Origin of the sequence: Serratia ureilytica, assembly GCF_013375155.1 — a bacterium.
In the GTDB taxonomy this organism is placed as follows: domain Bacteria; phylum Pseudomonadota; class Gammaproteobacteria; order Enterobacterales; family Enterobacteriaceae; genus Serratia; species Serratia ureilytica.
This window is the reverse complement of sequence record NZ_JABXOF010000007.1, coordinates 185,889-197,710: the sequence shown is the minus strand read 5'-3', so window position 1 is coordinate 197,710 and position 11,822 is coordinate 185,889. Positions and strand designations below refer to the sequence as shown.

10 protein-coding genes are annotated in these 11,822 nt (G+C 57.8%); all 10 read right to left on the bottom strand.

Going from position 1 to position 11,822, the window contains the following annotated elements; genetic code table 11:
- Positions 1-376 precede the first annotated feature (376 nt).
- On the bottom strand, positions 377-925 hold the full coding sequence (locus HWW83_RS14625) for a tyrosine-type DNA invertase (RefSeq protein WP_033644811.1): 549 nt from the start codon (positions 923-925) through the stop codon (positions 377-379).
- Between the two features lie 553 nt (positions 926-1,478).
- Positions 1,479-1,721 carry an acyl carrier protein gene (locus tag HWW83_RS14620; protein WP_033644937.1) on the bottom strand — a complete coding sequence of 81 codons (243 nt, stop codon included), beginning with the start codon at positions 1,719-1,721 and terminating at the stop codon, positions 1,479-1,481.
- Positions 1,722-1,732: 11 nt separating this feature from the next.
- On the bottom strand, positions 1,733-2,995 hold the full coding sequence (locus HWW83_RS14615; RefSeq protein ID WP_164120371.1) for a beta-ketoacyl-[acyl-carrier-protein] synthase family protein: 1,263 nt from the start codon (positions 2,993-2,995) through the stop codon (positions 1,733-1,735).
- Between the two features lie 2 nt (positions 2,996-2,997).
- Positions 2,998-4,347, bottom strand: coding sequence for an efflux transporter outer membrane subunit (locus HWW83_RS14610; RefSeq protein WP_122017021.1), 1,350 nt, complete (start codon positions 4,345-4,347; stop codon positions 2,998-3,000).
- Positions 4,348-4,373: 26 nt separating this feature from the next.
- Entirely contained in the window at positions 4,374-6,332 is a 1,959-nt protein-coding gene (locus tag HWW83_RS14605; RefSeq protein WP_129993606.1) for an ABC transporter permease, read from the bottom strand.
- The gene (locus HWW83_RS14600; protein WP_458257268.1) at positions 6,322-7,503 is read right to left on the bottom strand and encodes an efflux RND transporter periplasmic adaptor subunit; all 1,182 of its coding nucleotides are present in this window, start codon (positions 7,501-7,503) and stop codon (positions 6,322-6,324) included. The genes HWW83_RS14605 and HWW83_RS14600 overlap by 11 nt, the downstream gene beginning before the upstream one ends.
- Entirely contained in the window at positions 7,487-9,604 is a 2,118-nt protein-coding gene (locus HWW83_RS14595; RefSeq protein WP_033644805.1) for a peptidase domain-containing ABC transporter, read from the bottom strand. The genes HWW83_RS14600 and HWW83_RS14595 overlap by 17 nt, the downstream gene beginning before the upstream one ends.
- A 19-nt stretch (positions 9,605-9,623) precedes the next feature.
- Complete coding sequence (locus HWW83_RS14590) at positions 9,624-10,568, bottom strand: ABC transporter (RefSeq protein ID WP_103101282.1); 945 nt, start codon at positions 10,566-10,568, stop codon at positions 9,624-9,626.
- Positions 10,568-11,233 carry a DsbA family protein gene (locus tag HWW83_RS14585; RefSeq protein WP_047026629.1) on the bottom strand — a complete coding sequence of 222 codons (666 nt, stop codon included), beginning with the start codon at positions 11,231-11,233 and terminating at the stop codon, positions 10,568-10,570. The genes HWW83_RS14590 and HWW83_RS14585 overlap by 1 nt, the downstream gene beginning before the upstream one ends.
- A 171-nt stretch (positions 11,234-11,404) precedes the next feature.
- Positions 11,405-11,608 (bottom strand): DUF4762 family protein, encoded by a 204-nt coding sequence (locus HWW83_RS14580; RefSeq protein WP_033652154.1) that lies wholly within the window; start codon positions 11,606-11,608, stop codon positions 11,405-11,407.
- Positions 11,609-11,822 lie beyond the last annotated feature (214 nt).

The window sequence follows — 11,822 nt, the reverse complement described above, 5'->3', positions numbered from 1 at the left end:
AACTTATTGATGGCCTAAGGCTTATTCACCCAAACGATTCATTTTGAACTAAAGTGACTCCTTTGGTTTTTAAAACCAAAAAACAAATAAAAGACAGAATTTAAAACCAAATAGAAAACAAAATAACCTCAAATCAGACCAAAAAACCAAGGGATTGGCCGATTGATTTAAACTGACTTTTCTTTTATTAGGATTTTGCTTAGATGGCTGGAGTGCGGAAAAAATGAAGCATGAACACAACGCTATGTTTTTAAAAAAGATTTTCCTTTGTCAGGCAAAGTGAGCGTAGGAATATTGACATTGTTTTTACGCGTCCTTACAGTATGTTTCAGTTTAGTTCAAAGTGACTCCTTGCCGTTACTCTATTAAATCGCGCTTACCAAATTTCTTTAAAGCGCTGTGCATTGCTGGCGGTATAAATCACTGTATTCTGAATATTTCGGTGCCCGAGGTAATCCTGAATTAATCGGGTATCGATACCTCGGTCCGCCAACGCAAATCCGCAACCATGCCGCAGCATATGCGGATGGGCGTTAATCTCCAGTTTCGCCACCTTACTGTAATGACGAAGCAGGCCGTAAATACGTTGGCGCGACAAACGCCCGCCCCGATTGGAAAGAAATAACCATTCCTGATCGGCCCAACGGTGTTGCCGGCGTTTATCCAGCCAACGCCGCAAACATTGCCTTTCTCGCAGATAAAGCGGATGCACCGTGGAAAAACCATTCTTCAAGCGATGAACATAAATGTTGCCGCCTTCCAGATCGATGTCCGACAAACGCCATCCCCCAATTTCACTGGCGCGGCAACCATGAATAAAACACATATAAATCAGACAATAATCGCGTTCTGGATTCTTTCCATGCAGCGTGACCTCAAGCAGTCTCTCCACTTCAGAAGGCGTCAGATGTTTACGATTAGACATACAACCTCTATTACTTTGATCGGAAAAATGTGGCTGTCATTTTCCTTTTACATCACCACAATGGACACTCAGGGTTTCCCCTGGCTATGGATAGGTTCCTGCATCCAGCGCGGAGTATAACGGATTTGCCAAACGCGAACAGTGTACAGGGATTAATCCCCCCTTCAGCGCCCCCCTTGAGGCCCCCTCATTAATGAAAACCGCAGCTCAACTGCCACCATCAGAAATAATAAGGACGGCATACTTCCCGATTCACTTTAGTTTGCGTTAATACTTCCATTTCACACATGCGCTAAAATTGGCAAACAAACCGACAAAACAAAGAAAAATCCTAATAAAATCGCGAGGCGCCATGGGTTTCAAAGCGTTATACGGCTCGTAAAAAAACGAAATAAATCCGCCGGCGCGAACGTATCTTAACCAAACCGATAAGTATTAATCTTTATGTGAATCGATAAGAGGAAAGGTCAGGGCAGGAGGAAATAAAAGTCACGATGGGGAATAACCCAGGTCTGACCGCCGCACACGGCCGCCTGGGGGGGGGGGGGGAGAATTATTGACTGGTCATAACGTGACACAGCTCGCCAAGGGTCAGATCAGGCCGTTCGATAAACATTTCCGCATTGAGCGTAATGCCGAACTCACGCCTAACCAGCAGCATCAACTCCATATAATCTAGGCTGTCCAACCCCAACTGTTGCAGCGGCATATCGGCCGATAGCAGCGTTCTGTCCAATCCTTTGGCTTCATACAACAGGCCGCAAATCGCCTCATACAATCGATGATACTTTTCCATATGCCCTACCATTATCCATTGTGATTGCCGAATACCAGCGCTGCATTAGCACCGCCGAAACCGAAGTTGAGACTCATGACATTGCGCAAACGACCGTGACGATGCCCCTCGCGGATATAATCGAGATCGCATTCGGGATCGCTCTCGTGCAAATGGCAGGTTGCCGGCATCATTTGCTGCTGCAACGCCTGTAGGCAGACGATCGCCTCAAAGCTGCCGGATGCGGCGAGCAAGTGCCCGGTATAGGATTTCGTGCTGGAAATGGGTGTACGGTAAGCATCGCGCCCCAAAGCCGCCTTGATCGCAGCGGTTTCGTTCACATCGCTTTGCGCCGTCGACGTGCCATGCGCATTGATATAGTCGATTTCATGATTGCCTAGCCCCGCCTGTTCCAGAGCCCATCGAATGGTTTTCACCTTGGCCTGCGGATCCTCCGCCGGTGCGGTGAGGTCAAAAGCGTCTGAAAAGTTGCCGTATCCCTTGACCTCCCCCAGTATTGTCGCGCCGCGCGCTAAAGCCGCCTCTCGCTCCTCAAGACACAACACGGCGGCCCCTTCCGCCAACACGAAGCCACTGCGCTCCCGGCTGAACGGGCAACTGGCCTTGGTGATATCCTTTTGCTCCCGACTCAGCAAACGCAACGCGTCGATGTTCCATATCGCGCCATTGCCGCTCAGTGATTCCGACGCGCCGGCCAACATCATTGAAGCGCGGCCGCTGCGGATCACCTCAAACGCATCGCCAATCGCGATGCCGCCGGTCGCACAGGCCGCCGCCGGCGAACTTTGATAGCCCCGTAACTGCCAATGTTGGCCGCATATGGCGGTCGCAATATTGGGCATTGCGTGAAAACAGCCAAACAGCTGCCCCATGCCGGATTGCAGATAGTCCGCATTGTTTTGCATGATCTCATCCTGGCCGCCCCAGCCGCTGCCGATAATCACCCCGCAGTCCAACGACGAATAAAAATGCCCGGGCCTCACGTGGCCAGATGAAAACGCCATGTCGATCGCCTCCGAGGCGGCGGCCAGCGCCAGCCTGGCGAATCTGGGCAGCCGGCGGCTTACCCGCGCGGCAACGTCTTCCAACGCCGGTTCGGCCTCCAGCAAAGCAAAAAAGCGCGCGTGGATCCCCGCCGCCGATTTATCGTGATAGCGATAGGCCAAACGGTTGGCCATGATCGCCTGCCAGTTTTGCTGCGCGTTGCCACCCAGCGCGGTGACGGCGCCGTAACCGGTGACCACCACGCGTCTTGTATTCCGTTCTTTGTCCATGCTTACTCCCCTTGCCCGGATGCGAAAGCCTCGTTGCCGCCCAGCGCCAGCCAGAGCTGCATCGTGGCGTTCAGGTAGCGATATTGCAGTGCCGACAGTGAATTCTCGCTGGCTAACACCGCCTCTTGCGCGTCCAACAACGTTTGCAGCGCGACGGAACCGGCCTGATATTGATGGCGGGCCAATGCCACGGCTTGTCGCCCCATCGCCAGATGCCGCTGCTGATTGCCGATTTGCCGCTGCGCTTCCAGACGTTCCCGCATGGCGCTGTCTACCTCTGCCAGCGCGCGGTAAACCGTATCGCGAAATTGAATCTCCGCGCGCTGCGCCTGCAACGCCGCTTTGTCGCTGGACAAGCGCATCTTGCGCCACTCGATGAACGGCAGCGTCAACGTCGCACCCAGCGAGCGCGAAGGTTCACTGAACCATTGGCGGAAAAGCCCGCTGCCGGCATCCAGTGCGGCATCCAGACTCAGCGCCGGATAAAAACGCAATGTAGCGGCCTCCGCACCGGCCAGCGCCGCCCGCAGGCGCCGCTCCGCCGCCTGCACGTCCGGCCGCCGCGCCATCACCGCCGCCGGCAGACGTGGCGCAATGGGCACCTCGTTGATCGGTAGCGCTCGCCTTTCGCTGTATCGCAGCAAGGGTGAACGGCCGAACAACAGCGCCAGCGAGTTGCGAGCGTCTTCCCGCTGCCGTGCCAGTTCATCCCGTTGATTCTCCCGCGCCAATAGGTTTTGCTCCGCCTGCAATAACTCGAATCGGCCGACGTCGCCGGCGGTGTGACGTGCCGCCACCAGCCGTAAAGTCTCACGCGCGAACGCCACCGCCTGTTGTTGATGGGTGACTTGCTGATTCAAATCGGCGATCTGCCAATACCCGCGAGCGGTAGCGCCGATCAAGGTCAACGCGGTATTGCGCCGATCCAACTCCGAAGCGACGGCCAGCCACTGAGCCTGCTCGCGAATACGCGCCAGTTTGCCCCATAAATCCAGTTCATAACTCAGTGACAGCCCTGCGCGGTAACTTTCTTGCGGCCGCGCCGCGCCGCGCAATGCCTTGGTATTGCGGCCACTCAGGCTGGCGGCCAGGTCGGGAGTCGCATTGCCGGCTACCAACCCGGCCTCCAACATGGCCTCACGCCACTGCAATCCAGCCAGCGCCAGATCCTGATTCGCGATGAGCACGCCATCGATCAGCGAGGAAAGCTGCGGATCATTGAAGTTTTCCCACCAGGCGACGCCTGCCCGCAATGAACCTGAACGTTCATCGACCACGCGCCACTGCTGCGGCAACGACGGTGGCGCCGTGGCGTCGATCGGCCGCCCTCCGCAAGCGCTCAAAGACAGCATGACCAGTCCATAAATCAAAAGTCGGTTCATTCTCGCGCCAACGCCTCCACCGGCTGCAGGCGCGCGGCGGCACGGGCTGGAAAGAAGCCGAACCCGACGCCGATCAACGCCGAGAACCCGCAGGCCAGCAGCAATGGCGGCCAGGTAAAGATCATCGTCACCTGCGGCGCCAAGCTGCTCAGAATCCCTTTAACCAGCGCGGCGCAGGCGATCCCCAACACGCCTCCCAGGCTGCAGATCACCACCGCCTCAATCAAAAATTGCCGCATAATGTCTTTCTCAGCGGCGCCCACCGCCAATCGAATACCGATCTCATGGGTTCGTTCCGTCACCGAAACCAACATGATGTTCATCACCCCCACCCCGCCGACCAGCAGCGAGATGGCGGCAATCGCGGTAATCAGCAATCGCATGGAGTCGGAGGCACGCTGAATGGATTGCGTCAGCTGATCGTCGGTCAGCGTGAAAAAATCCCGCCGGCCATGTTCTACGGTCAAACGCCGGGTCACATCCCGCCTTGCCGCTTCCAACGTCAATTTTTCATTCACTCGCATCACAATCGATTCCAGCGGCATATCGCCGGCGATGCGGCCAGTCAGGGAGGTATGGGGCAGCCAGGCAAGCGGTTGAGAACCGGCGTATTGGGCGCCGCGGCGCTGCGCGACGCCGATCACCCGATAAGGCACACCCGCGATCAGCAAAACCGCGCCCACCGGATCTTGCCGGGAAGAAAACAGAGCCTGTTGCAGCAAGGGATCGATCACCGCCACCGGTGCGCGGTCACTCAGATCCTGCGCAGTAAACAGGCCACCGGAAAGCAGCCGAATGCCCTGCGTGCGGAAATACCCTTCGCCGACGCCCATCACGGCGAGCGGCACCTGCTTGCCTTCGCGCACGGCCGACAGTTGAGTGCTGATGACCGGCGAAACGCTGTCGACATAAGGCAAGGCCGCCAGCAGCGCTGCATCCCGCGCACTCAGCGAACGCGCAAAATCGGGACGCGTTTTTTCCCATCCCAATCCGGGACGAATGTCCAACGTGCTGGAGCCGAGCTGGCTAATTTCCCTGAGGATGCTTTGGCGCGTGCCTTCACCGATGGCGATGGCGGAAACGACCGCCGCAATGCCGATGATGATGCCGAGCATCGATAATAATGCCCGGACCCGATGCCCTAATAATGCCCGCCAAGCCATGCCGAGCGCCTCTCGCAGCGCCGCCCAAGGGCTCATGCGTTTCAGCGGCGCAGCCAACGCCAGCGGCCTCTCGAACGCAAAACGCTGTCGGGCGGCATCGTGGCGACGATCCGCCACGATCTCGCCGTCGCCGATCTCAATGATCCGCTGCGCCTGCTCGGCGATCCGCCGATCGTGCGTCACGATGACCACGGTGTGTCCGACAGCGTTCAGCTCATGCAAAATGGCCATCAGCGCCTGACCGCTGGCGCTATCCAACGCGCCGGTAGGTTCATCGGCCAAAATGATTTCCGCGCCGTTCATAAGAGCTCGGGCAATACTGACCCGCTGCTGCTGCCCACCGGAAAGCTGCGCCGGACGATGGCCACCGCGCTGCGCCAACCCGAGGCGAGCCAACAAATGTGCGGCCCGCAGGCGGCGCTCGGCGGCCGGCATGGCGGTATACAATGCAGGGATCGCCACGTTCTCACCGGCCGTCAGATAGGGCATCAGATGATAGCGCTGGAAAATAAAGCCGATATGCCGACTGCGGAGCCGCGCCAGGCGATTGCCGTCGGCTTGCCCAATCGCCACCCCGTTGATGTACACGTCCCCCTGAGAAGGCTTGTCCAGACAACCGATAATATTCATCAACGTCGATTTTCCGGAGCCGGAGGCGCCGACGATAGCGACCATTTCTCCCCGCTGAATGCTCAGGGAAACGCGTTTGAGGACCGTGATTTTCTGCTCTCCGGCTTGAAACTCGCGCGAAACGTTCTCCAAAACGATAATGGGATCCGTGCTAGCTGACATGCTCACCCTCCGTATCTGGCTGGTGTTCCAGCAGCACTTGCTCACCCACTCTCACGCCTTCCAACACTTCCGCATAGCGGCGATCGCGCTTCCCGATGCGCACGCTGCGCGCGACAACCCGCTGGCCTTCCAACACTCTGATCTGATAGCGCTCGCCATCCAGTGCCTCTCCCAATGCCGCCATCGGCAGCCGCACCACCCCCGTGGCGCGTTCGGTAATGATGAATACCTGCGCCGTCATCGCGGTGCGTAATCGACGTTCGCCGTTGGCGACGGCAAATACGCCGTTGTAATACACCGCCGCCGTTTGCTGGCTTGAATTTCTGCCCAGCGGATCGGCTTCCAGCGCTTCTGCCGGCGCTTGCTGTATCGCACCCATGACCCCTTCATATCGGCGGCGGGGATCGGCGGCGACATAAAACCACAGCGGCTGCCCCGCCCTCACCTGCAAGATGTCATTTTCCGATATGCGGGTATGCACCATCATCGTATCCACGTCTGCCATCACCAAAATGGTCGGTGCGCTTTGCGATGAGACGATGGTTTGCCCTTCCTGAGTGACGATACCCAGCACTTCGCCGTCAATAGGCGCGGTAATACGGGTAAAAGCCAGGTTGGCTCTCGCCGTTTCCTGCGCGACTTCGGCCTGAACGATCTGCGACTCGTTCACTTTCAACTGCGCCAGTTGCGCGTCGTGCTGCGCCTGCGCTTTTTCCAAATCGCTGGTCACGCCGGCACGATCTCGCGCCAACGCCCTTTGCCGCGCCAACTCCAGTTGGTACTGCTTGAGCTGCGCCTGACTCGCCAATTTCTGCGCCTGCGCGCTGCGTAATTCGGCCTGCGACTTGCGCAGTTCGTTAAGTTGCAACGTCGGATCTATCTCGGCCAACAGCTGGCCCTGAGCCACTCTGTCCCCCGGTTTGACATACAGTTTTTTCAGTTGGCCGTTGACCTGCGCGCCAACATTCACCTGCCGGGCCGGTTTCAAAATGCCGGTAGCCAACACGCTTTTTTCGATGTCGCCGCGATCGACGCGCGCCGTCTGCGGCGGTGATATGTCAGGTGCCCGATTCAACCCTAACAGCCCGCCGGCCAGCCCCCCCAACACGATCGCCGCCAGCGCCACACGCCGCCAGCGTTTCTTTCCGGGCACGTCACTCCACCTCAGCACAGTCATTCATCCTGGTGTCGACGGCGGCCAACAACCGGCCCTGCGACAAGTGCAGCACCCGATCAAACAACGGCAGCAGCCGCGGGTTATGCGTCACGGTCACCAGGGTTTTCCCCTTCTCGCGGCAATGCGCTACCAAAGCCGACATCACCGCCGCAGCGGTTTTTTCATCCAGATTCGCCGTCGGTTCATCCAGCACCAACACCGGACAACGGCTGTACATGGCACGCGCCAGCAACAGACGCTGCCGTTGCCCCAGCGACAGCCCGGCATGGCTCTCTCTCACCAGAGCGTTTACGCCTCCGGGCAGTTGCGCCACCGCATCCGCCAGCCCCAAACTGCATAGCGCCTGTTCCACTTGTCTCTGCTGGCCTGGCGCCGACGGGGCGAACAGCGTGACGTTTTGCAACACCGAGGCATTGAACAGAATGTCCTCTTGGCTTTGCAGGAAGAACAGCCGCTGCGCGGCGGCGTTAGCCAGCACGCGGCCATCCAGCGTCAGTTCCCCCCGCTGCGGCGTCAACAGACAGGCGAGCACCTTCAGCAAGGTGCTCTTGCCCGCGCCGGAACCGCCGCAGATGGCGATACACTCGCCCCGTTCCAGCGTCAGCGACAGGTCGCGCAAAACCGGTTGGCCGGCGTCGTACGCAAAGCTCACTCCCCGATACGCCAACTGCACATCAAAATGGTTCACGCTTTCGTCGCCAGACCCGGTACGCAGAGATACGGCAGGAAACAGATCCCGCGCACGCTCATCGATCACGTGCAGTTGGTTTTTCTGCAGGACGGCAAAAAAGATCTTGCTGGTGTAAGAGGTAAAAATTTCGCGCAGAAAGCTGTAGGCGAAGAATGCCCCCAGACTGAGTTCGCCCCCCTTTAGCAGCGGCAGCGCCAGCAGCATGAACACCACCATTTCCAGGCTGCCAATCAGTTGATAAATGCTGCCCTTGACCTGCTCATAGACTTTTTGCCGCTGCAGGCAGTTGAACAGCGAACGGGCATGCTCGGCAAAGCCCTCTTGCCGCTGGCCGGCGAGCCCGGCGGACTTGATGGTCGAAAACCCCTGAATGGTTTCCAGAATAAAATCATTCTGCGCCGCCCCTCTCACCTGCAGCTGCTGGGTGAAGTGGCGATCGCGATAAATAGCCCAAACGCTGATCGCCCCCATCAGCAGTACGCCGGCAATCGGCACCAGCGCCAACATCGGGCTCAAATAGCCCATCACCGCCAGCGCGATAGCAGCGATGATCCAGTCGGTGCGCAGGCCGTTATCCAGCTCGATTTTCTGGCCGGCGGCCATCTGCCAGCTGGTGAAACGACTGAAAATCTCGCCGGGCGCGCGCTTGCTGAAGAAATTCAGCGAATTTTCCAGCAGGCGGGAAAACCCGGCGGCGCCGTGCAGCAACACGAAGTTTTTGATAAAACGCTCGGTGATGATGCGCGCCATCAGGGCCAGCGCCGTGGATGCCACAAACGCCAGCAGATAGTAGGCGTAAGGAAACGCGACCTCACCGGCCATGGCGAACACCTGATTGATCGCGCTGGCGACCATCATCGGCATGATGAACAGCGTCAGCGAGATAAGAAACGTCATCGCCGCCAGGCGATAAATGCCGGCGATGCCGGCGGTATCCTTCAGGCTTAAACTGGCGAAAGCACCGCGTCGGTGGCTCCGCACGGCGGGGGTGGTGGACGGTAAATCATCGCGATCGAGCACCAATGCGTAGCCGCTGATTTCCGCCTTCAGGGCGGCGTAAGGCAGCAGCTGTTGCCCCAACGCCGGATTCATTACGCACACGTAACCGCCCTGACGATATGCCAGCAGTACATAGTGGCCCGCGCCGTAATGCAGAATCGCCGGTAAAGGCAGCGCCGCCAGATCCCGGTGCTCGAACGCCACCGGATAAGCCGGCAACGCCAGCTCCCCTAAAATGGCGCACAGCGTCGCCAGCGAAGTGCCGTGTTGCGAAGCGGGGTAACGCTCACGCAGTTCCGTCAATGGCGCGCGAACGCCCTGCGTTTCCGCCAGCATGGCGATGCAGGCCAGCCCGCACTCATTGATTTCGCTCTGCAAGACCGGCGTAGGGAGGGTGTTTTCCATGCGTAGTGATATCCCTGACTTATTCGTTGATAAAAAATAAAGAGTGCGAATGCCACAGCAACCAATCATCCGCATGTCGCCACAGGGTGCGCTCGACGATCTCCGGCACGGCGCGGCCGACCAGCTCTGTGGCAATCGGTTCTTCTATGTGAATGCGAACGCCGCGATCGTAATAAAGCGAATAGCACACCACTCGAGCCCGCATCGCTCGGGATAATCGAACGATGCCGCTATGCAAATGCGCTGGCCGGTTGAACAAACGGCAAGCCAGTTTGGCCGAGGTGTCCCGGGTGCTGTTCAAGGTGTAATCCGGCGTGATGTCCGGGAAGAGGATGATGTTGCGCCGATGCTCCGTCGCCTCCAGCAGCGCCTGCGACAAGGTGCCGGCAATATGCCGGGGATCGTCGTGAATCGAGCAATAGTCGAGCCGCTGCCGCCATTCCCCCTCAGGCGCTCGCCGCGCTAACGTCTGTGCGTCGCCGGAAACGATCACCGTTGCCCGCCCGGGATAAACGCCCGCGCCGACCAGAGTCGCCAGCACATCGGAAACCGTGTGCATCGGCGCCAACAACACTGGCACCCCGGCGCGATGCAGCGGCTCCACCACCTGATTGAGCTGTAAAGTGCACTGCGCCAAATGCTCCATCAACACGGCGTTGCGGGCCTGGATCGCCGCCAAATCCAGCCATTGTCGCCGCTGCATCAGCCAGGCGAAGTCCAGCCTGCCGTCGCCCAACAGGCTTTGGCGATTCGCCTCAGCGACCGCTTGCCGGTGGCGAAAACGGCGTTGCTGCAGACCCCACCTCAACCGCCTCTGCATCTTTAGCCACAGGCGATAATCCACGCGCCGCAGCAGAGCGCACGTCAGACTCCGGCTCACCCCGGTGCGGACAGCCGAGAGACGCGCCACGGCGTCCAGGCCGTTACGCCAGGCCAGATAACCCCGAACCGCGAGCAGGCGCATCAGGGGGCCAGCGGCTTATCGTGCTGCAACAGCGACAGCAGTTGCTGGCTGAAAGCGGAAAACTCGCGGTCTTGCAACGCCAGCCATTTGCGATTGACGATAAAGCTGGGGGTCGCGTTGACCTGGTAATAGCGGCTTACCGCCGTCATATACGCCAACAGTTCCTTGACCCGCTCTGAATCTCTGGTCCGCTGATAGGCGGCCTCGTCGATGCCGTTGGCCACCAACCAGGCACTGAGTTGCTTTTCATCCGCCAGATTGAGGTTTTCTTTGATAATGGCGCGGTAAGCAGCGGGACGATGCTGCGCCTCGATCCCCATGACCGTCAGGGTGGCGAAGAGGGGCGCAAAGGCCGCCATGCCGGCGTGATCGTCGTCGCTGAGATGCAGGCGCACCAATTTGGCTCCCGCCGGTAAGCGTTTTTCCAGCTCGGCCACGCCGCTTTCGTTAACTTCACAATAGTGGCAGGCGTAAGAGAAGACTTCGACAATGGCGTTATCATCTTGCAATGGGCTTTGCTCTATTTTTTCCGGAGAGATAAAACTCAGGCTTTCCGCCGCCGGCGAGGCCATAACGTAATGCTGGAAATAAAGCGCAGTCAAAAAAGAAGAGGCGAAAATAATGACGAGCGTGTAACTAAAAAACAGCAAAGGACGTTTATACATAGCAGACGCATCCTGCGAATAAATAAATACTCACTTGAGCATGAGCGTTATAAATCAGAAAGGGAGATTGACGGTTCAGCGATAAAAAAGGAATTCATCTCCGTTATCAGGCGGTGCGCGCAAGCGCCCCGCCTGTCCATCACTAACCTAACTGCAAGCGTTCAGCTCGCATCAGCTCGGGATTGTCGGCGTGGAAGGGCAGCTCGCCACCGGCGCCGGACGATAGTTTTTGGTCACGCCGCCAAACTTATCGGAACAGGTGGTCACCAGTTGGCAAGTGCGGTTATTGCCACCGCCCACCCAGGCAAATTCCTTGGTACACACAAAAGTACCGCCGACGATGTTTGCCGCTTCAGACAGATTGATTTTCTTCATTACAATATCCTTATATATATTAAAATATAAACACACTACCCATCACTCTGCCTGCAAGACAGAGTAATTCTTCAATACATTGAAAAACATTTAATTGATAACAATGAGAGCGCCGCGGGAAAAAGAATAGCCCTCTCACACAAGCAGATCAATACAATTATTTACACTGCACCGCAGGCTTAGTGGAATAAGTAACGTTTGATATAAGGATTAT

Excerpts from the sequence above, each read along its gene's own strand:
- HWW83_RS14625 (WP_033644811.1), bottom strand. The coding sequence starts at position 925 with ATGTCTAATCGTAAACATCTGACGCCTTCTGAAGTGGAGAGACTGCTT.
- HWW83_RS14620 (WP_033644937.1), bottom strand. The coding sequence starts at position 1,721 with ATGGAAAAGTATCATCGATTGTATGAGGCGATTTGCGGCCTGTTGTAT.
- HWW83_RS14615 (WP_164120371.1), bottom strand. The coding sequence starts at position 2,995 with ATGGACAAAGAACGGAATACAAGACGCGTGGTGGTCACCGGTTACGGC.
- HWW83_RS14610 (WP_122017021.1), bottom strand. The coding sequence starts at position 4,347 with ATGCTGTCTTTGAGCGCTTGCGGAGGGCGGCCGATCGACGCCACGGCG.
- HWW83_RS14605 (WP_129993606.1), bottom strand. The coding sequence starts at position 6,332 with ATGTCAGCTAGCACGGATCCCATTATCGTTTTGGAGAACGTTTCGCGC.
- HWW83_RS14595 (WP_033644805.1), bottom strand. The coding sequence starts at position 9,604 with ATGGAAAACACCCTCCCTACGCCGGTCTTGCAGAGCGAAATCAATGAG.
- HWW83_RS14590 (WP_103101282.1), bottom strand. The coding sequence starts at position 10,568 with ATGCGCCTGCTCGCGGTTCGGGGTTATCTGGCCTGGCGTAACGGCCTG.
- HWW83_RS14585 (WP_047026629.1), bottom strand. The coding sequence starts at position 11,233 with ATGTATAAACGTCCTTTGCTGTTTTTTAGTTACACGCTCGTCATTATT.
- HWW83_RS14580 (WP_033652154.1), bottom strand. The coding sequence starts at position 11,608 with ATGAAGAAAATCAATCTGTCTGAAGCGGCAAACATCGTCGGCGGTACT.